This is a genomic window from Nonomuraea indica, from assembly GCF_002850745.1.
Lineage (GTDB): Bacteria > Actinomycetota > Actinomycetes > Streptosporangiales > Streptosporangiaceae > Nonomuraea > Nonomuraea indica.
Map to the genome: position 1 here is coordinate 98,015 of NZ_KZ559474.1, position 19,728 is coordinate 117,742.

Annotated in this window: 17 protein-coding genes; 11 read left to right on the top strand and 6 right to left on the bottom strand. The window is 72.7% G+C overall.

What is annotated here, in order from left to right:
- Positions 1–8: 8 nt before the first annotated feature.
- From CXR44_RS22815 to CXR44_RS22825, 3 genes are read right to left on the bottom strand one after another with little or no spacing between them, the layout of a single operon-like run.
- On the bottom strand, positions 9–923 hold the full coding sequence (locus CXR44_RS22815) for a hypothetical protein (protein WP_101788143.1): 915 nt from the start codon (positions 921–923) through the stop codon (positions 9–11).
- Positions 924–939: 16 nt separating this feature from the next.
- Positions 940–2,286, bottom strand: coding sequence for a hypothetical protein (locus CXR44_RS22820; RefSeq protein ID WP_245899335.1), 1,347 nt, complete (start codon positions 2,284–2,286; stop codon positions 940–942).
- Positions 2,283–3,590: a Wzz/FepE/Etk N-terminal domain-containing protein gene (locus CXR44_RS22825; RefSeq protein WP_180903656.1), complete on the bottom strand. Its 1,308-nt coding sequence runs from the start codon at positions 3,588–3,590 to the stop codon at positions 2,283–2,285. The genes CXR44_RS22820 and CXR44_RS22825 overlap by 4 nt, the downstream gene beginning before the upstream one ends.
- 282 nt (positions 3,591–3,872) lie before the next feature.
- Here CXR44_RS22825 and CXR44_RS22830 point away from each other — a divergent pair, with 282 nt between their 5' ends.
- Entirely contained in the window at positions 3,873–4,994 is a 1,122-nt protein-coding gene (locus CXR44_RS22830; RefSeq protein WP_245899336.1) for a glycoside hydrolase family 26 protein, read from the top strand.
- Here the strand turns inward: CXR44_RS22830 and CXR44_RS22835 are convergent.
- The 3 genes from CXR44_RS22835 to CXR44_RS22845 form a co-directional block, all read right to left on the bottom strand.
- A complete protein-coding gene (locus CXR44_RS22835; protein WP_101788145.1) occupies positions 4,939–5,817 on the bottom strand; it encodes a sulfite exporter TauE/SafE family protein in 879 nt (292 codons plus the stop codon). The two genes, CXR44_RS22830 and CXR44_RS22835, sit on opposite strands and share 56 nt — an antisense overlap.
- Positions 5,817–7,031: an adenylyl-sulfate kinase gene (gene cysC, locus CXR44_RS22840; RefSeq protein WP_101788146.1), complete on the bottom strand. Its 1,215-nt coding sequence runs from the start codon at positions 7,029–7,031 to the stop codon at positions 5,817–5,819. The genes CXR44_RS22835 and cysC overlap by 1 nt, the downstream gene beginning before the upstream one ends.
- Before the next feature lie 69 nt (positions 7,032–7,100).
- Positions 7,101–7,817 (bottom strand): methyltransferase domain-containing protein, encoded by a 717-nt coding sequence (locus CXR44_RS22845; protein ID WP_101788147.1) that lies wholly within the window; start codon positions 7,815–7,817, stop codon positions 7,101–7,103.
- Between the two features lie 62 nt (positions 7,818–7,879).
- Between CXR44_RS22845 and CXR44_RS22850 the strand changes: the two genes are divergently transcribed.
- From CXR44_RS22850 to CXR44_RS22895, 10 genes are all read left to right on the top strand, one after another.
- Positions 7,880–8,299, top strand: a complete 420-nt coding sequence (locus CXR44_RS22850) for a cupin domain-containing protein (protein ID WP_245899337.1) — start codon at positions 7,880–7,882, stop codon at positions 8,297–8,299.
- A gap of 65 nt (positions 8,300–8,364) precedes the next feature.
- Complete coding sequence (gene mfd / locus CXR44_RS22855; protein WP_101788369.1) at positions 8,365–11,853, top strand: transcription-repair coupling factor; 3,489 nt, start codon at positions 8,365–8,367, stop codon at positions 11,851–11,853.
- A gap of 28 nt (positions 11,854–11,881) precedes the next feature.
- Positions 11,882–12,481 carry a SurA N-terminal domain-containing protein gene (locus CXR44_RS22860; protein ID WP_101788148.1) on the top strand — a complete coding sequence of 200 codons (600 nt, stop codon included), beginning with the start codon at positions 11,882–11,884 and terminating at the stop codon, positions 12,479–12,481.
- Positions 12,482–12,493: 12 nt separating this feature from the next.
- Positions 12,494–13,438 (top strand): nucleoside triphosphate pyrophosphohydrolase, encoded by a 945-nt coding sequence (locus tag CXR44_RS22865; protein WP_101788149.1) that lies wholly within the window; start codon positions 12,494–12,496, stop codon positions 13,436–13,438.
- A gap of 67 nt (positions 13,439–13,505) precedes the next feature.
- Positions 13,506–14,633, top strand: a complete 1,128-nt coding sequence (locus CXR44_RS22870) for a serine/threonine-protein kinase (RefSeq protein ID WP_101788150.1) — start codon at positions 13,506–13,508, stop codon at positions 14,631–14,633.
- An 88-nt stretch (positions 14,634–14,721) separates the two neighbouring features.
- Entirely contained in the window at positions 14,722–15,999 is a 1,278-nt protein-coding gene (gene eno / locus CXR44_RS22875) for a phosphopyruvate hydratase (RefSeq protein ID WP_101788151.1), read from the top strand.
- A gap of 217 nt (positions 16,000–16,216) precedes the next feature.
- Entirely contained in the window at positions 16,217–16,639 is a 423-nt protein-coding gene (locus CXR44_RS22880; RefSeq protein ID WP_101788152.1) for an FtsB family cell division protein, read from the top strand.
- Positions 16,626–17,147, top strand: coding sequence for a DUF501 domain-containing protein (locus CXR44_RS22885; protein ID WP_397024643.1), 522 nt, complete (start codon positions 16,626–16,628; stop codon positions 17,145–17,147). The genes CXR44_RS22880 and CXR44_RS22885 overlap by 14 nt, the downstream gene beginning before the upstream one ends.
- On the top strand, positions 17,138–18,082 hold the full coding sequence (locus tag CXR44_RS22890; protein WP_101788153.1) for a Ppx/GppA phosphatase family protein: 945 nt from the start codon (positions 17,138–17,140) through the stop codon (positions 18,080–18,082). The genes CXR44_RS22885 and CXR44_RS22890 overlap by 10 nt, the downstream gene beginning before the upstream one ends.
- 176 nt (positions 18,083–18,258) lie before the next feature.
- Positions 18,259–19,680 carry a hypothetical protein gene (locus CXR44_RS22895; protein WP_144070055.1) on the top strand — a complete coding sequence of 474 codons (1,422 nt, stop codon included), beginning with the start codon at positions 18,259–18,261 and terminating at the stop codon, positions 19,678–19,680.
- The last annotated feature ends 48 nt before the right edge of the window (positions 19,681–19,728 follow it).

Sequence of the window (19,728 nt, forward strand, 5' to 3'; positions counted from 1 at the left end):
CGCGACGTTCACGTGATCAGCTCCTGATGGTCGACGAGCGGGTTGAGCCAGACCTCGGGCGGGCCGAGCGGGCTGTGCCCGTCGGCGGCGTGCCGGTCGGCCAGCGCGATCAGGTAGAGCAGCGCCGTGCGCCGCGCCCGCGCCGCTGACACGCCGTACGGCGCGAGCAGCCGGACCGCCTGCGCGAGGCAGGCCCGCGCGGCCGTCGGCGGGTCCATCCGGCGCAGCGCCCGCTGGAAGAAGTGGTGCACGGCGTCGAACCCGTAGGGCACGCCGACCGCGTAGCGCTCCCAGTCCCACACCAGCAGCCGCCCGTCGGCGCCGGGCGCGACGTTCCACGGGGACAGGTCGCCGTGCCAGGCGTCGCCCTGCTCGCCGCCGGTGCCGGCGATCTCGCGGACGGCCCGGGCGAGCAGCGCGTCCGGCACCCTCCGCCGCCCGGGGAGGCGGCGCGGCACGGGCAGTGGCGAGACGGCCAGCACCTCCAGGCCGCGCCACCGCCCGTGGTGCAGCACGGTGGGCGCGACGACCGTCTTCAGCGGCTGCCCGGCCAGCCTCTCCAGCGTCCGCGCCTCGTGGGCGACCAGCTCGCGGGCCCCGGCGGTGACGCCGACCTTGACGTACGCCAGCAGCCCGCCGTCCGCCCACGCCTCCAGGACCGGTTTGCGGTTGGCCCGCCGGGCGGGCCGTACGTGCAGGACGGCCCGCACCGGGGTCCCGAACACCTCGCCGAGGTGGGCGGCGATCGACCCGCCGGCCGGCAGCGTCACCCGAGGGCCCGCGTGCCACCACCGGCGCGGCGCGAGCCGGCGCGGCAGCAGCGGGTGCGGCAGCACGCTGTACGGCAGGTCCGGCCCGGTGCCGGGGTAGAGCAGCCGCACCGTCTCGTCGAGATAGCGCAGCCGCAGCGTCGCGTCGTTCACCTGGAGCGCCTCCGGTTCACGGGGAGTTCCTCCACAGCAGGGCGAAGGAGACGAGGTAGAGGATGAGCGGCGTGACCAGGCCGTCGTAGACGAACATGTAGAGCAGCACCAGGCCCATCACCAGCACGCCGGCCAGGCCGATCGGGCTGCGGTCGGCCCAGTGGCGCCGGATCGCGCCGAGGAAGAACGCCACGTACAGCAGAGCCCCGGTGAACCCCTGCGTGATGACCAGCAGCCAGAGCTGCCCGTCGCTGCCCAGCGGAGGATGGCCGCAGCCGGTGCACCACGAGGTCTTGCCGGTGGTGATCGTGCGGTGGTTGCCCATGGCGTTGCGGGTGTTGCCGAACCCGATGACCGGCGAGCGGGTCGCCGCCCTGAGCGTCGCCGACACGGTGAAGGCCCTGATGTCGTTGGAGTGCGGGTTGTCCAGCCGCTGCGCCACCAGTGCCGACAGCGGGCTGAGCGCGAACACCAGCGCCCCCGTCGCCGCCGCCGCGCACACCGCCGCCCTGGTCCGGCCGCCCACCCGGACGACGACGTAGAGCGCGGCGAGGCCGAGGCCGATCCACAGGCCCCGGTTCAGCGAGTAGACCACGGGGACGGCGGCCAGGCCGAGCAGCACCACGGCGAGGGCCCTGCGCAGCCGCCCGCCGTACACCCACCAGCCGACCACGAACCAGATCAGCAGCACCGACATGTTGCTGCCCCAGGCGTTCGCCCACTCGAACGGAGCCTCGGGGCGCGGCGAGGCGTAACCGAGGACCTTCTGCGTCTGAGCGGCGGTGGGGTGGATGAGGTTCTGGACGAACGGGTTGCCGCCGATCCAGTCGGGCAGCAGCGTCTCGACCGGCGAGGTGAACGAGAAGTCCGGTGCGAGCACGCCGAGCAGCCCGCCCGCCACCGTGGTGACGAACAGCGCGCCGAGCATCCGCACCAGCCGCAGCTGCGGCAGCTCCCGCTCGGTCAGGTTGCCCAGGTAGAGCACCACGACGAGCACCGACACGTACAGCGCCAGCCGCATGACGTAGCCGATGATCCGGCCCGCGCCCAGCTCGCCGTAGGTGTCGGGCGGCATCTCCGACAGCATCAGGGCGCTCAGCGCGTAACCGGCGAGCAGCAGCAGCCACAGCCCGAAACCGCGCGGCACCCGGACGGGCCGGCGCCGCCACAGGATGGCCGCCATCGGGACGGCCAGCAGGATCACCGACAGCCCGCCGAGGCCGAGCGCCCACCACACGGGGTAGCCGACGAGCAGCGCCGCGATGGGCCAGGCGGGCCCGACAAGGGCGGCGCGCCGCGTGTCCGGCCGGGCGGGTCCGGGCAGGACGGCCTGCCCGGCGCCGGGCCAGGCGGCTCCGGTCACGACGGTGTGCCGCGGGGCCGGCGGGACCGGCCGGCCACGGACGCCAGGCGGGGGTCGGTGCTCCGTTCGGGGCCCGCGACGAGTTTGCCCAGCGGGGTGTGCTGACGGGGCGGCACGGGGTCCGGGGCCGCGGACTCGCCCGCCGTGGCGACCACCCCGATGACGGGCACGTGGTGCCTGCGCAGGCGGCGGGCCGCCTCGGTGACCTGCTCGGCGGTCGCCACCCCGAGCCCGGCCGTCAGCACGGCGGCGTCGGCCCTGGTCAGGTCGCCCACGTCGGAGCCGTCGAGGACCGACAGCGGGGTCCGCGCGGCCAGCGTGCCCGCCACGAGGGAGACGCCATGCCCGGCGGGCACGCCCGTGACCAGCAGCCGCCGGCCCGGACAGGCCGCGATCACCGTGGAGGCCAGGTCGTGCAACGTGCGCGCGTCGCCGTGGCCGGGCAGCACGGCGAGGACGGGCAGACCGGTGAGGCGCTCCACGTCGGCCGGCGCGCGCAGCAGGGTGTCGAGCCGGTCGCGCACCTGGGCCGCCGCCGTCCCGGCGAGCAGCCCGAGCATGAGCCCCGTGCCGAGGTGCAGCGGCAGGCTGGGGGAGCTGGGCTCCCGCGGCGGGACGGCGTCGCTGATGACCGAGCCCGGCGTGACCGTGGTGGTCTTGAGCGCGTCGTACTTCAGCGTGAGGCTGGCGGCCTGGCGGACGAGCACGCTCTGCCGGTGCAGGGCGCGGGTGTGCTCGGCGCTGCCGCGCGGCAGCACGGCCAGCTCCTCGGTGACGGTGTCGAGGCCGGTGTCGACCTGCCGGAGCTTGGCGAGCATGGCCCGCTGCTGGAGCGCGAGGGCCGCCTGCGCGCCGGCGGCGCGGTTGGCGAGGTAGGCGGCGGCGTAGGCGCGCGACTGGGCGGCCGCCCCGCCGGGCGTCGCCGCGGTGACGGAGATCGTCAGCACCGCCGAGTTGGGCGGCACGGTCACCTCGACCGGCTCCAGCTCGGCGGCTCCGAGCAGCTTGGCGGCCCGCGCCGCGACGACGGCCGACTGGGCCACCTGCGCCTCGGTGTCGAGGTTGAGCGGCTCGCGCTGGCGGGCGGTGACCTGGTTGGTCTGCTCCTGGACGCCGACCGGCGCGACCAGCACCTGGGTGGTGGCGGTGTAGGCGGACGGCGTCAGCCACTGCGCCGCCAGCCCGGCCGCGCCACCGACCAGGACGAACCCGGCGAAGAGCACCCGGCGCCGGCGCAGCAGCGACAGGTGCTCCCCGAGATCGGTGCCGGACCGGCGGCCCGGGGAGTCCGGCGGCAGGCTCATGTGGCTCCCTGGAGTGTGTGCGTGGCGTCGCGACATGGCGACGCAGCGTCACGGCCGAGGTGTCCGCCCACTATAGGCGGGGTGGATCTCGCCATGGCCGAATACAGAAGATTTTCTGCCGTACGGGCCGCGATTCCGCCCTGCTTTATAACGATATTTATGGACAAATGATGGGGCTTGGTCAGGAGTCCTACCAGCGAGAACGCGCCCGAACGAGGGGAGCGGCATGGCATGGTTCAGGTTTGACGAACGGGCGTCCTCGAAAAAAGGGGGTAGGACGGTTTGCTGCGACCGGGCATTTCACGAAACAGGGCCGCGACGCTGGCCGCGCTGACGCTCGCCACGCTCACCGCGTGCTCGGGCGGCGGCGACGGCCGCCCACCGGCGTCCGCGCGGGAGGGGCGGCCGGCGCCCGCGACCCAGGCGGGGCCCGAGGCCCGCCCCGTCCAGGCGGCGCCGAGCGGCGCGCCCGCCTGCACGGTCACCGACAGGCTCATCCCGTCGTGCGGGGCCTGGTGGGGGCTGGCCCCGGAGGTCTTCACCGGCGTGCCCGTGGACGAGGCGCTGCGCGGGGCCGAGGCGAGGATGGGCTCGCGGGCCGACCTCGTGCACGTCTACCACCGGGGCAAGGAACTGTTCCCCACGGAGCGTGAGATCCGGCTGGCCCGCGACAGGCACGGGCCGCGGCTGCTGCTGGTCAACTGGAAGCCGTCGATGGAGCACACCTGGGCGGAGATCTCCGACGGCGCCGTGGACCGGCGCATCGACCGCCTGGCCGCGCACATCCGCCGGACGTTCCCCGAGCGGTTCTTCCTGACCATCCACCACGAGCCGGAGAACGACGTCGTCCCCGGGCCCGGCTCGGGCATGCAGGCGGCCGACTACGCCGCCATGTACCGCCACGTGGTGCTGCGGCTGCGGGAGAAGGGGGTGCGCAACGCCGTCACGGTGATGACGTACATGGGCGCGCCCAACTGGGCGGCCAAGCCGTGGTTCGGCGAGCTGTACCCGGGCGACGACGTGGTGGACTGGGTGGCGATGGACCCCTACGCCGACGGCCGGGTCCGTGACTTCGACGGCCTGGTCAACAAGACCCGCCCCGAGTACGCCCGCTGGCCGGGCTTCTACCGGTGGACGCAGCTCCACTTTCCCGGCAAGCCGGTCATGGTGGCGGAGTGGGGGGTGTTCGAGCGGCCCGGCGACCGGTCGTTCAAGCGGCGGTTCTTCGCGTCCGTACGCGCCCGGATGAGCGCGTACCCGCAGATCAAGGCGCTGGTCTACTTCGACTCGCCGCACGCGCCGCGTGGGGACACCAGGTTCGACACCGAGCCGGAGGCCCGGCGGGCATTCAGCGAGCTCGCGCGAGATCCGCGCTTTCGCTCGACTCGCGTGCCGCGGCCCTGACCTGCCAGAGCCGCCCGGCGACGGTGACGGCCACGGCGGCCAGCAGGATCCACAGGGTGACCGTGTTGTCCACGTCGAGCAGCTTGAGCGCCGAGGCGAGCAGCACGATCGCGAGCATCGCCCGGATGAGGCCGCCCGGCGCCCGGGAGGAGACGCGGGCGCCCAGGTAGACGCCGGGGATCGCGCCGAGCAGCAGCGACAGCGTGAGGTCGAGCTTGAAGTCGCCGAAGAGCAGGTGGCCCAGCGCCGCCGAGGTCACCAGGGGCACGGCCTGCACGAGGTCGGTGCCGACAAGCTCGTTGGCCTTGAGCATGGGATACAGCGCGACGAGCGCCACGATGATGAGCGAGCCCGAACCGACCGAGGAGATGCCGACGATCAGCCCGCCTACCGTACCGACCAGTAGGGTCGGGATGGGGCGTACGGCGACGTCGGCGGCCCGCGCCGTGCCGCCTCTCCCTCCGATCAGCGTCTTGGCGACCAGGCCCGCCACGGCCAGCAGCAGCGCCACGCCGAGCGCGTACTTCACGCCGTCGCCCACCGCGAACGCGCGGGCCACGAACACCCCGCAGAACGCCGCCGGCACCGACCCGGCGCACAGCCAGGCCACCAGCCTCAGGTTGACCGTGCCCCGGCGCAGGTGCACGACGCCGCCCACCGGCTTCATCACCGCGGAGGCGACCAGGTCGCTGGAGACCGCGGCGAGCGGCGGGACGTTGAAGAACAGCATCATCATCGGCGTCATGAGCGCGCCGCCGCCCATGCCCGTCAGGCCGACGACGATGGCCACGAGGAAGGAACCGATGATCAGGGGGACGTCCATCAACGGACCCAGCCGCCGCTCCGGAGGGCGCCCAGCACCTGCGTGACGGCCGCCTCGATCGAGATGTGCGTGGTGTCGATGACCAGGTCGGCGTCGTCCGGCTCCTCGTAGGGGTCGGAGACGCCGGTGAACTCGGGGATGAGCCCGGCGCGGGCCTTGGCGTACAGTCCCTTGCGGTCACGTCGCTCGCACTCCTCCAGCGGCGTGGCGACGTGGACCAGGAGGAAGTCGGCCCCGACCGACTCGACCATCTCGCGCACCTCGGCGCGGGTGGCCGCGTAGGGGGCGATGGGGGCGCAGATGGCCAGGCCGCCGTGACGGGCGGCCTCGGCGGCGACGAAGCCGATGCGCCGGATGTTGAGGTCGCGGTCGGCCTTGGAGAACGTCAGGCCCTTCGACAGCAGCGCGCGCACCACGTCGCCGTCCAGGTGGGTGACGGTCCGGGTGCCGAGCTCCAGCAGCGCGTCGCGCAGGCCGCGGGCGATCGTCGACTTGCCGGACCCGGACAGTCCGGTGAAGAACACCACGAGCCCCCTGCGGTGGGGCGGGCCGGGGATGCTGACCGGTTCGGGTCCCGCCAGGTGCTCGGCGGCGCCGTAGGCGGTGGCGACGTGCTCGCGCAGCTCCAGGTCGATCTCGGGCTCCTCGCGCGGGGCGAGGGGGACGGGCACCACCAGCGTGCCGGCGGGGAGCTGCTCCCTGGCCCGCAGCGCGGCCCGCACCACCGCCGGGCCGGACTCGCCGAAGGAGAGGGGCAGCAGCAGGATCACCGCGTCGAGCTCCTTGGCCGTCGCGGCGATCTCGGCCAGGTCGTCCAGCGGCCCCCGCATCGTGACGGCCAGCGCCGCGCGCCCGCCGAGCTCCTCGCGCACCTGCGCGGGGGTGCGGTGCAGGCGGGCGAACGGGCCGTGCTCCGGCGCGCCGAGCGGCCGCACCGGACCGGCGGCGAACCCGTCGTGGCCGCGCTCGGTCACGGTGAGCGCGGCCAGCGGCACCCCCTCGGGGTCGAGCAGCGTGACCTCGTCGCCGGGGGCGGCCTCGTCGGGCAGGCGCAGCGTCACGGGCGCCGGCCAGGGCGTGCCGTCGGCGAGCGTGCCGCGCTCGTGGACGGCGTGCAGGTCGTCGTGGCCGAGGAAGCCCGTCAGCGGGTGGAACGCTCCGGACAGCAGCAGCTCAAGGTCGGCCAGCTCCCGGGCGCCGGGGGTCCACTCCACGTTCCGCCATCCCAACTATTCCGATTGAATTGGTAGGAAACAAGTCTAGCGGCCGGCCGCCGCGGGTCGCTAGATGAGCCTGGCGAAGTGGTTCTGCGGCTTCCTGATGACCATGACGATCTCGTCGTGTGTCGAAGGGTAGCGCCCCCTGGTCAGCCGGTCGGCCAGCCGGACGGCCGTCCGGCCCACCCGGCACAGCGCCGGTCCGCTCGTGACCGTGCGGTCGTCGGTGATCAGCAGGCCGCGGCTGAGGCAGAAGGCGTGGATGCCGTCGTGCGAGGTGAGCGGTTCGTACACGGCGGGCAGCGGACCGGGCCGGCCCTCGGGGACCAGTCGGCGCCACAGCAGCCGGCGCAGCCACGACGGCGTCAGCCGCTCGCACAGCCCGTACGCCGACCCGCGGTCGCGCATGCGCAGCAGCACCAGCCCGCCCGGCCGCAGCGTCAGCAGCAGCCGGTCGAGGACCAGCTCCGCGTGCCGGATCCGCTCCAGCAGGAACGACACCTGCACCACGTCGACCGACCGGGGCGGCACCGGCATCGACCGCAGGTCGCCGAGGATGCACCGCTCCAGGTCGGCCCGCTCCTCGACCACGCTCCTGATCACCGGCAGGTCCTCGTCGACGCCCGTCATCCTGGTGTCGATCCGGTCCAGGGTCAGGGGCTCGTCGTGCGCGCACCCCGCCACCAGCACGTCGAGCCGCCGGCCGAGCTGCCCGGCCCACTGCTCGCGAACCCGCTCATGGAACAGGTCGCCTCGGTGGGCGACCGACCGCACTTCAGACATGTCACTTAGAGTAATCAGCTCGTGGCGTTACGTACGGGATTTGCCTGCTAGCGTCCTCGGCCGTGACCGTATATGTGGGAAACGCCGACCTGGACGCGGCCGAGGACGCCGGCTGGCTGCTCGGGCACTTCAAGGCCGGCGGCGACCCCCGCCACAGCACGGACGTCGAGATCAAATGGGGTGTCCACGCGGCCGGTGACGTGCGGGCCGCGTGGACCGCGGGGGAGACCCGCACCGCGCTGCTCGTGCTGATCAGCGGCCGCTTCCGCGTCGAGCTGCCCGGCCGTAGCGTGCTGCTGGAGCGGCGCGGCGACTACGTCGTGTGGGGCCGCGGGGTCGACCACTCCTGGCGCGCCGAGGAGGACTCGGTGGTGCTCACCGTGCGCTGGCCGTCCGTGCCCGGTTACGCGGTCCCGCCGAGCGCCCAGGAAGCCTCCCGGAGGCGCCGGAGGGCGCGGCCGGGAAGTACCCTTGATGGCTGAGACCCCCGCGACCCGACCCGGCCGGGGGTAGTCGTGTTGCCGTCGTGGGGCTGTGGGCGTATCTGATGAGTCTTTCCGGACTGCTGGACCTTGTTGCCGCCGACCCGAAGCTGGCCGCCGCCCTCGAAGAGGGCGGCGACGTCACGCTGGTGGCGCCCGCCGCGCTGCGGCCGTTCGGCGTCGCCGCGCTCGCCGGGCACGACCGGCGCACGGTGCTGGCCGTCACCGCGACCGGCCGCGAGGCCGAAGACCTGGCCGCCGCGCTCACCAGCCTGGTCGAGCCGTCCACGGTGGCGGTCTTCCCGGCCTGGGAGACGCTGCCGCACGAGCGGCTCTCGCCGCGCAGCGACACCGTCGGCCAGCGGCTGGCCGTGCTGCGGCGGCTGGCGCACCCCGTCAAGGGCGACCAAGCGGCCGGCCCGCTCGGCGTGGTCGTCGCGCCGGTGCGCGCCCTGCTGCAGCCGATCGTGCGGGGGCTCGGCGACCTGGAGCCGATCCGGCTGCGCGCCGGCGACGACGCCGATCTCGAGGAGGTCGTGGCACGGCTGGTCGACAACGGCTACCACCGGGTCGACATGGTGGAGAAGCGGGGCGAGGTCGCGGTGCGCGGCGGGCTGCTCGACGTCTTCCCGCCGACCGAGGAGCATCCGCTGCGACTGGAGTTCTGGGGCGACACGGTCGAGGAGATCCGCTGGTTCAAGGTGGCCGACCAGCGCTCGCTGGAGGCGGCCGACGGCGGCCTGTTCGCGCCGCCCTGTCGCGAGCTGCTGCTGACCGACGAGGTCCGGCGGCGGGCGCGGGAGCTCGCCGAGCAGCATCCGGCGCTGGCCGAGGTGCTCGACCAGCTCGCCGAGGGCGTCCCGGTGGAGGGCATGGAGGCGTTCGCGCCGGTGCTGGCCGGAGAGATGGACCTGCTGCTCGACCACCTGCCCGCCAGGTCCGCGGTGTTCGTCTGCGACCCCGAGCGGATCAGGGGCCGGGCCGAGGAGCTGGTGCGCACCTCCCAGGAGTTCCTGGAGGCGTCCTGGATCAACGCGGCGGCCGGCGGCGAGGCCCCGATCGACCTGGGCGCGGCCGCCTTCCGTACGCTCGACGAGATCCGCGACCACGCCGGCGTCCTCGGGCTGCCGTGGTGGTCGATGGCGCCGTTCGGCGCCGGGGTCGAGATCGACGCCCATGACTCCGAGGCCTACCGGGGCGACACCGCGCGGGCGCTCGCCGACGTCAAGGGCTGGCTTGCCGAGGACAAGGCGGTCGTGCTGCTCAGCGAGGGCCACGGCCCGGCCGAGCGCATGGTCGAGGTGCTCAAGGGCGTCGACGTCCCGGCCCGGCTGCGGGGCCACCTCGACACGCCGCCCGAGCCGAAGGTCGTGCACGTCACCACCGGCCTGCTGGAGCACGGCTTCGTCACGCCGGGCCTGGCCGTGCTCACCCACCTCGACCTGGTCGGCCAGAAGGCGTCCACCAAGGACATGCGCCGGTTGCCCTCGCGCCGACGCAACATGGTCGACCCGCTGCAGCTCAAGGTCGGCGACCACGTGGTGCACGAGCAGCACGGCGTCGGCCGCTACGTCGAGATGGTGCAGCGCACGGTCCAGGGCGCCACCCGCGAGTACCTCGTCATCGAGTACGCCAAGGGCGACCGCCTGTACGTGCCCACCGACCAGCTCGACGAGGTCACCCGCTACGTCGGCGGCGAGGCGCCCACGCTCAACCGGATGGGCGGCGCCGACTGGGCCAAGGCCAAGTCGCGGGCCAAGAAGGCGGTCAAGGAGATCGCCGGCGAGCTCATCCGCCTCTACTCCGCCCGGATGGCCTCGCCGGGTCACCCGTTCTCGCCCGACTCGCCGTGGCAGCGCGAGATGGAGGACGCGTTCCCCTACGCCGAGACCGGCGACCAGCTGGAGGCCATCGACGAGGTCAAGCGCGACATGGAGCGCCCCGTCCCGATGGACCGGCTGATCTGCGGCGACGTCGGCTACGGCAAGACCGAGATCGCCGTGCGCGCCGCCTTCAAGGCCGTGCAGGACGGCAAGCAGGTCGCCGTGCTGGTGCCGACCACGCTGCTCGTGCAGCAGCACATGTCCACCTTCACCGAGCGCTTCTCCAGCTTCCCGATCACGCTGAAGCCGGTCTCGCGCTTCCAGACCGACGCCGAGATCAAGGGCACCCTCGACGGGCTGCGCACCGGCGCCGTGGACGTGGTCATCGGCACCCACCGGCTGCTCAGCCCCGAGGTGCGGTTCAAGGACCTCGGCCTCATCATCATCGACGAGGAGCAGCGCTTCGGCGTCGAGCACAAGGAGGCCATGAAGCACCTGCGCACCCAGGTGGACGTGCTGGCCATGTCGGCCACGCCGATCCCGCGCACGCTGGAGATGGGCCTGACCGGCATCCGCGAGATGTCCACCATCCTCACCCCGCCGGAGGAGCGCCACCCGATCCTGACGTTCGTCGGGCCGTACGACGAGAAGCAGATCGCCGCCGCCATCAGGCGCGAGCTGATGCGCGACGGCCAGATCTTCTTCGTGCACAACCGGGTGGCCTCGATCAACCGGGTGGCCGCCCGCCTGCGTGAGCTGGTGCCCGAGGCCCGCGTCGCGGTCGCGCACGGGCAGATGAACGAGACGCAGCTCGAGAAGATCATGGTGGGCTTCTGGGAGCGCGAGTACGACCTGCTGGTGTGCACCACGATCGTGGAGTCGGGTCTCGACGTGCCCAACGCCAACACGCTGATCGTGGACCGCGCCGACAACTACGGCCTGTCCCAGCTCCACCAGCTGCGCGGCCGCGTCGGCCGGGGCCGGGAGCGGGGCTACGCCTACTTCCTCTACCCGCCGGAGAAGCCGCTGACCGAGACGGCCCACGAGCGGCTGGCGACCATCTCCCAGCACACGGAGATGGGCGCCGGCATGTACGTCGCGATGAAGGACCTGGAGATCCGCGGCGCCGGCAACGTGCTGGGCGCCGAGCAGTCGGGCTTCATCGCGGGCGTCGGCTTCGACCTGTACGTGCGGCTGATGGCCGAGGCGGTCAAGGAGCAGAAGGACAAGCTGTCGGGTGTCGAGACGCGTGAGGAGCAGCACGACGTCAAGGTCGAGCTGCCCATCAACGCGCACATCCCGCACGACTACGTGACCTCCGAGCGGCTGCGGCTGGAGGCGTACAAGCGGATCGCCGCCATCGCCACCGAGACCGACATCGGCGAGGTGCGCGACGAGCTCACCGACCGCTACGGCAAGCCCCCGGTCGAGGTGGACAACCTGCTGGAGGTGGCCCGCTTCCGCATCAAGGCGCGCCGGGCCGGGCTCACCGACGTCACCGTGCAGGGCCCGAACATCAAGTTCGGCCCGGCCAGGCTCAGGGAGTCGCAGCAGGTCAGGCTGGACCGGTTGTACAAGAAGGCCGTCTACAAGCAGGCCGCGGAGACGCTGCTCGTGCCCATGCCCAAGACCAAGCCGCTGGGCGGGCAGCCGCTGCGCGACCTCGACCTGCTCAAATGGTGCGGTGACCTGGTCGAGGCGATGTTCCTCGAGCCCGCACGGGTAAGCTAGCCGGGGTTTTTGTCGGAAAGGGACGCACGTGAAGTCGATTCGAGCGGCTGTGGCCGCTGCCGCCGTGGGTGCGAGCCTCGTCGCGCTGACCGCCTGTTCCTCCCCCATGGAGGCCGGCGCGGCGGCCGTCGTGGGCGGCGAGCGCATCTCGGCCAGTGACCTGAACAGGAACGTCCAGGAGTACGAGGCGGCGCTGAAGCGGGCCGGCATCCAGCCCGACCAGCTGCCCGCTCCCATCACCCAGTTCGTGCTGACGCGGATGGCCAACCAGAGCGCGTTCGAGCAGCTCGCCGCCAAGCACAACATCAAGGTGAGCGAGGCCGAGGTCGACAACGGGCTCAAGGACCCCGGCCAGTACCAGTCGCCCGAGATCAACCTGCTGGCCAAGGGCGTCTCGCCGGCCGACGCTCGCGCGTACCTGCGGGCCGAGCTGGGCGTGGTCAAGCTGCAGCGGCAGTTCGGCGGCCCCGAGGACCAGAACGCCCAGGCCAGGCTCCAGCAGGAGTTCGGCGCGATCAAGATGGTCTACAGCCCCCGCTACGGCCAGTTCACCAACGAGCAGGGCTTCGTCGACACCGGCCGCTTCGGCAAGCTGGTCCAGCAGAACCAGCAGCCGGCCCAGGGCTGACGGGGCCGATCCGTGCCGCTGATCGTCGTCACCACCTCCCCGCGGGTAGCGCCCGGCCTGCTCAGCCACCAGGCGTGGCGGGCGTTCGGGTCGGGCCGGGTGCTGACCGGCGCCGAGGACCATCCCCAGCTGCCCTACCTCGCGGAGGCCGGGGTCGAGGTGACGGTCGTGGAGCCCGACGCCGCGCGGCTGGCCCGCGAGGCGGTCGAGGGCACGGTGGTGTGGCTGGCCGACGGCCGCGGGTCCGACGAGGAGTTCATGCGCGCGCTCGGGCACGCGGCGATCGCGCTGGACGACCCGCCGGTCATCGAGGTCGTCCCCGGCTCGTACGACCTGCCGGGCGCCCGCGTGCTCGACCTGGTCGCCGTCATGGAGCGGCTGCGCGCCGAGTGCCCGTGGGACCGCGGGCAGACCCACGAGTCGCTCGTCCCGTACCTGCTCGAAGAGGCCTACGAGGTGCTCGAGACGATCGAGCAGGGCGACTACCCGGCGCTGCGCGAGGAACTCGGCGACCTGCTGCTGCAGGTGGTCTTCCACGCCAAGGTGGCCGAGGGCTTCGACATGGACGACGTGGCGGCCGGCATCGTCGACAAGCTCGTCCGGCGGCACCCGCACGTGTTCGGCTCGGTGCGGGCCGACAGCGCCGACGAGGTCAGCGACAACTGGGAGGCCATCAAGGCCGCCGAGCGGGCCGCCAAGGGCGAGCGGTCCTCCGCGCTCGACGGCGTGCCGCTGGGCCAGCCCGCCCTGTCGCTGGCCGCCCAGCTCCTGCGCCGCGCCGAACGGGCCGGTGCGCCGGAGAGCCTCGCCTCGACGGTCGGACAGGGGGTCGGCCGGGAGTTGTTCGACCTGGTGCGCCGCGCCCAGCGGGCCGGCGTGGACGCCGAGGCCGAGCTGCGCGCCGCCGCCCGCTCCTACCGGGAGCGCGTGCACGCCTGGGAGACGCACCAGGCCTGACCCGGCGCGCCGCTGGTACGCCTTGATCGGAAATGCCAGGATTGCCCCGGTCGACGGGGAGGTATCGATGGCGCGGGTGCGGGAGCTGCTCCGGGGAGAGCCGCGCGAGCTGGCGGGCTACCGGCTCGTGGGCCGCCTCGGCGACGGCGGCCAGGGCAGCGTCTACCTGGGCGAGGACCCGACCGGCCGGCGGGTGGCGGTCAAGGTGCTGCACGCGCGCCTGCTGGGCGACGAGCGCGCCAGGCGTCGCTTCCTGCGGGAGTGCGTGCTGGCGGGCAAGGTGGCCGCCTTCTGCACGGCCAGGGTGCTCGACTCCGGGCTCGTGGACGGCCGGCCGTACATCGTGAGCGAGTACGTGCCCGGCCCGTCGCTGCGCGAGCTGGTGTCCAGGGAGGGGCCCCGGCGGGGCGGCGGCCTGGAGCGGCTGGCCGTCGGCACGGTGGCCGCCCTCGTCGCGATCCACCGCGCCGGGATCGTGCACCGCGACTTCAAGCCCGGCAACGTCCTCATCGGCCCCGACGGGCCCCGGGTGATCGACTTCGGCATCGCCACGGCTGTGGAGGCGGGCACCAGCGGCAGCGCCGTGGTCGGCACGCCGGCCTACATGTCGCCGGAGCAGATCGCGGGCGAGCCTGCGACGGCCGCCTCCGACATGTTCGGCTGGGCCGCCACGATGGCGTACGCGGCGACCGGCCGCGCGCCGTTCGCCGGGGGGTCGATCCCGGCGGTCGTGCACCGCGTCCTCACCGCCGAACCCGACCTCTCACGGGTCGGCGAGCCGCTGCGCTCGCTGCTGGCCGCCTGCCTCGCCAAGGACCCCGCGGCCCGCCCGTCGGCGGCCGGTGTGCTGGACGCCCTCATGGACGGCGGCGGGAACCTCCTGGACCGGTACCAGCGTGGCCCACGGTACGAGCGTGGCGGCCGGTTCGAGGGCGGCGGCCGGTTCGAGGACCTCGAACGGTACGAGGATCTCGAACGGTACGAGGGCGGCGACGGCACGTACCCGGTCGAAGGCAGGGGAGCGGACGCGGGGCCGGGGCGGCGCCTGTCGCCCCGCGGGCGCGCGCTCGCCGCCGGAGGGGTGGCCGTGCTCCTGCTGGGCGGGGTGATGCTGGGACTGGCCTGGCGCACCGACGTCGGCGCTCCGGCGCCGCCCGGGACCGTCACCGAGCCGATCGTCCGGGTGGGGCGCTGACGGTGTCCGCGTGGACCCTGCGGTGGCCGGCGGCGGTACCGATAGGCTCTGAAGGCATATTGCCTTTTCGGACTTAGGAGCGCATCCCGTGGCTACCATCGAGGTCGTTTACGCTCGTGAGATCCTCGACTCCCGGGGCAACCCCACGGTCGAGGTCGAGGTGGTGCTCGACGACGGCAGCAGCGGCCGTGCGGCGGTGCCCAGCGGCGCCTCGACCGGCCAGTTCGAGGCCGTGGAACTTCGTGACGGCGACGAGCGCTACGGCGGCAAGGGCGTGGAGAAGGCCGTCCTGGCCGTCACCGACGAGATCTTCGACGAGATCCACGGGGTCGAGGCCGAGGACCAGCGGATCGTCGACCAGATCATGATCGACCTGGACGCGACGCCCAACAAGTCCAAGCTGGGCGCCAACGCGATCCTCGGCGTCTCGCTGGCCGTCGCCAAGGCCGCCGCCGACAGCGCCGACCTGCCGCTGTTCCGCTACCTCGGCGGGCCCAACGCCCACGTGCTGCCCGTGCCGATGATGAACATCCTCAACGGCGGCGCCCACGCCGACACCAACGTCGACATCCAGGAGTTCATGATCGCGCCGATCGGGGCGGCGACGTTCCGCGAGGCCGTGCGCATGGGCACCGAGGTCTACCACGCGCTGAAGAAGGTGCTGAAGGAGAAGGGCTACGCCACCGGTCTCGGCGACGAGGGCGGCTTCGCGCCCAACCTGCCGTCCAACCGCGACGCGCTCGACCTGATCCTCGTCGCCATCGAGCGGGCCGGCTACACGCCCGGCGAGGACGTCGCGCTGGCCCTCGACGTGGCCGCGACCGAGTTCCACAAGGACGGCGTCTACACGATCGACGGCAAGGGCCTGTCGGCGCAGGAGCTCATCGCCTTCTACGCCGACCTGGTCGACAACTACCCGCTGGTCTCCATCGAGGACCCGCTCGACGAGGAGGACTGGGAGGGCTGGAAGGCCATCACCGAGACGCTCGGCGACCGGGTGCAGCTCGTCGGCGACGACCTGTTCGTGACCAACCCCGAGCGGCTGGAGCGCGGCATCGGCAGCGGCACCGCCAACGCGCTGCTGGTCAAGGTCAACCAGATCGGCACCCTGACCGAGACGCTCGACGCCGTCGAGCTGGCCCACCGCAACGGCTACCGCTGCATGATGAGCCACCGTTCGGGCGAGACCGAGGACACGACCATCGCCGACCTGGCCGTGGCGGTCAACTGCGGCCAGATCAAGACGGGCGCGCCGGCCCGTTCGGACCGCGTGGCCAAGTACAACCAGCTGCTGCGCATCGAGGAGCTCCTCGACGACGCGGCCCGTTACGCCGGTCGCGCGGCTTTCCCGCGCTTCCGGCGGTAGTTTCCGGGTACGGGCCCGTGATCGCGACCGGTCGCGGGCCCGTACGGCCGGACCGGACGCACGGACCGGCCACGGACGGAGACGGGGCGCGCGGACCGGACACGGACGTGGACGGGGCGCGCGGACCGGACACGGACCGGGTGCCGGGACCGGGTGCCGGGACCGGGCGCACGGGTCGGACGGGGGCCGGACGCACGCACGAGGGGGGACGCGGAGCATGGCCAAGAGGCCGCAGCTGACCGGGAGGGCCGCCATCCTGGCGATCGTGGTGTGCGCGATCGCGATGAGCCTGGCCTATCCGGTGCGCGAGTACATCGCCCAGCGCCGCGCCATCGCGGAGCTGCAGGCGGAGAAGTCGCGGGTCGAGGCCGACCGGCGGGCTCTGGAGGCGCAGGCCCGGCAGGTGCGCGACCCCAACTGGATCAAGCGCATCGCCAAGGAGCGCCTGCACTACTGCGGCCCGGGCGAGAAGTGCTACGTGGTGATGGAGGCCGAGCCGGGCACGTCGCAGACGGCCGTCAGGCAGGCCGCGCCCGCGCCGCCGTGGTACCAGACGTTGTGGAAGTCCGTCGAGGCCGCCGACGCGGGCACCGGCCGCAAGGCGGGCACGGGGGAGAAGGAGACCGTTGGACAGCCCTGAGCCCAAGCCCGCCGAGGGCGTGCGGGACAGCGACGTGGAGGCGGTGCGGCGGCAGCTCGGCCGCCCGCCCCGAGGACTGCGCGGGGTGGCGCACCGCTGCCCGTGCGGCAACCCCGACGTGGTGGAGACCGCGCCGCGGCTGCCCGACGGCTCGCCGTTCCCCACCCTCTACTACCTGACCTGTCCCCGGGCGGCCTCGGCCATCGGCACGCTGGAGGGCTCCGGCCTGATGCGCGAGATGCAGGCCAGGCTCGCGGACGATCCCGAGCTGGCCGCGCGCTACCAGGCCGCCCACGACGACTACGTCGCCCGGCGCGACAAGGCGGCCGAGGACGCCGGCATGGAGCCGCTTCCGCGGGATATGCAGAGCACCGGGGGCATGCCGTCGCGGGTCAAGTGCCTGCACGCGCTCGTCGCGCACGAGCTGGCCGCCCCCGGGACCAACCCGTTCGGCCGGGAGGCGCTCGATGCCCTCCCCGATTGGTGGAGTGACGGACCATGCGTGTAGCCGCCGTCGACTGTGGCACCAACTCCGTACGACTGCTCGTCGCCGACATCCCGCACGACACGCTCACCGAGGTGGAGCGGCGGATGGAGATCGTACGGCTGGGGCAGGGCGTGGACGAGACCGGCCGGCTGTCGGCCGAGGCCGCGCAGCGCACCTTCGCCGCGATGCGCGGCTACCGCGAGCTGATCGACCGCCACGGCGCCAAGCGCACCAGAGTGGTGGCGACCAGCGCGACGCGTGACGCGGCCAACCGGCAGGAGTTCGTCGACGGGGTGCGCGAGATCTTCGGCGTCGAGCCGGAGGTGGTCAGCGGCGACGAGGAGGCGGAGCTGTCGTTCACGGGCGCGACCCGCGGGCTGCTCCACCTGTCGCCGGAGACCGAGCACCCCGAGGGTCCGATGGGGCCCTACCTCGTGGTGGACATCGGCGGCGGCTCCACCGAGTTCGTGCTCGGCTCGCGCCACGCCGAGCAGGCCCTCTCCGTCGACATCGGCTGCGTGCGGCTGACGGAGCGGCACCTGCGCGATGCCGGAGACCCGCCGTCGGCGGCGGCCCTGGAGGCCGTGGCCGCCGACATCGAGGCCGCGCTCGACAAGGTGACCGAGACGGTCGCCGTGGAGCGGGCGCACACGCTGGTCGGGCTGGCGGGATCGGTGACGACGGTGGCCGGCATCGCGCTCGGCCTGCCGGCCTACGACCGTGACCGGATCCACCACGCGCACATCACCGCCGAGGAGGTCCACGAGGTCACGCGGCGGCTGCTGACGATGACCCATGGTGAACGGGCCGGCATTCCGGTGATGCATCCGGGGCGGGTCGATGTCATCGGGGTGGGGGCCCTGATACTCGACACCGTCATGCGCCGCTTCGCGTTCTCGCAGGTCGTGGTCAGTGAGCACGACATCCTCGACGGAATTGCGTGGTCCATAGCCTAAAAAGCGCCGCTAAATCGGACATTTCACGTTCGGCATCGTGTTGAGTGTGCAATCAGTATTGTGCTTAGGTAAAGGGGCATTACGGGGGCTTTGCCATATTGCCGGACACGTATGGTGTCGGCGTGGCGACCGTTCCCGAGCGCGTCTTTTCCCTCACGGAATGGAGCACTCTCACCATGAAGTCATCATCACCGTTAGCGCGTCGGGCGGCGGCGTTCGGCGCCTCCGCCGCGATGCTGGCCGGCCTGATCGGGCTGGTCGCCACCCCGGCCCAGGCGGCCACCGCGGCCACGGCGTCCGCCTCGAAGGCCAAGCCCAAGGTCTCGGTGTCCACGCCGACGACCGCGGACCGCAGCTACGTGGGCGCCTGTCCGGCCAAGGTCTCGTTCTCGGCCAAGATCAAGGTCAAGCTCACCGGCAGGACCACGCTGGCCTACCGCTGGCTGCACGGTGACGGGTCCGCGAGCAAGGTCAAGACGATCAAGCTCAGCGGCAAGGGCACCAAGTACGTCAAGGTGTCGCAGTCCAACACCTTCGGCGAGGACGTCGAGGGCTGGGAGGCCCTGCAGGTCCTCAGCCCGCGCAAGGTGACCTCCAAGAGGAGCCACTTCTCGGTCACCTGCGCCGAGTCGAAGGTCATCGACGAGGACCAGCTCAGCAACCGGTTCCGGGTCTCCGCCCGCGCCTGGGCCAGCCCGAGCACCTACGTCGGGTCCTGCACCCCCGGGAACAAGGTCCACTTCGGCGGCGTGATCAAGGTCAACAAGCCGGCCTGGGTGAAGTACCGCTGGATCCTCAACGGCGAGGTCGTCGACTACGGCAAGACCAAGGTGTGGAGCAGCAAGCGGGTCGGCTTCGGCATCTCCCCCCGGGAGAGCCAGCGCGGCTACGCCAAGCTCGAGGTCCTGCGTCCGGGCCACGCCGTGTCCAACAGGGCCTACTACAAGGTCGTCTGCCAGGACGAGGCTCCGGCTCCCCGCGTGTCCGTCTCCGGCCTGGTGACGGCGACCAACCACGAGACCTGCGCGGTCAGCGCGCACGCGAACGTCAGCTCGACCGCCCGCGGCCGAGTCGAGTACGCGTGGAAGCTGAACGGCCGCACCGTCAAGACCGACGACGTCTGGTTCCGCCACGGCGGCACCCGTAACGTCCAGCTCGACGAGCAGGCGCTGAGTGGTTACGCCACCAAGGGCGGCCGGATCACGCTGACGGTCTCCGGGCCGCGCAACACCGACTCGATCACGCAGTCCTACGCCGCGTGCGAGGCGCCGAAGCCCAAGGTCTCGGTGTCCAGCGTGACGGTCGCGGGGCAGCGCAACGACATGTGCGCCGACAACCGGGGCCCGGGTGTGGACTTCCAGGCCACGCTCACCAGCACCGGCCCGGCCACGGTCAAGTACTACTGGGTCATCAACGGCAAGCGCGAGCACGAGACGCTCGAGCGCCAGGTGAACGGCAGCCTGAACGTGACCTGGGGCATCGGCGGCACCCACGGCGCCTCCGAGACCTCGGGCTCGGTCGCGCTGGTCGTCGTGAGCCCGAACGAGGCCGCCTCCGGCAGCACCACCTTCACGGCGACCTGCCCGCCGAAGGCCTGACCCCCGACGAGGGCTGACACGTCGGCCCGACCGGGATGAACGACCAGG

Excerpts from the sequence above, each read along its gene's own strand:
- CXR44_RS22835 (WP_101788145.1), bottom strand. The coding sequence starts at position 5,817 with ATGGACGTCCCCCTGATCATCGGTTCCTTCCTCGTGGCCATCGTCGTC.
- CXR44_RS22845 (WP_101788147.1), bottom strand. The coding sequence starts at position 7,817 with ATGTCTGAAGTGCGGTCGGTCGCCCACCGAGGCGACCTGTTCCATGAG.
- CXR44_RS22890 (WP_101788153.1), top strand. The coding sequence starts at position 17,138 with ATGCGTGTAGCCGCCGTCGACTGTGGCACCAACTCCGTACGACTGCTC.
- CXR44_RS22880 (WP_101788152.1), top strand. The coding sequence starts at position 16,217 with ATGGCCAAGAGGCCGCAGCTGACCGGGAGGGCCGCCATCCTGGCGATC.
- CXR44_RS22870 (WP_101788150.1), top strand. The coding sequence starts at position 13,506 with ATGGCGCGGGTGCGGGAGCTGCTCCGGGGAGAGCCGCGCGAGCTGGCG.
- CXR44_RS22895 (WP_144070055.1), top strand. The coding sequence starts at position 18,259 with ATGAAGTCATCATCACCGTTAGCGCGTCGGGCGGCGGCGTTCGGCGCC.
- mfd (WP_101788369.1), top strand. The coding sequence starts at position 8,365 with ATGAGTCTTTCCGGACTGCTGGACCTTGTTGCCGCCGACCCGAAGCTG.
- CXR44_RS22825 (WP_180903656.1), bottom strand. The coding sequence starts at position 3,590 with ATGAGCCTGCCGCCGGACTCCCCGGGCCGCCGGTCCGGCACCGATCTC.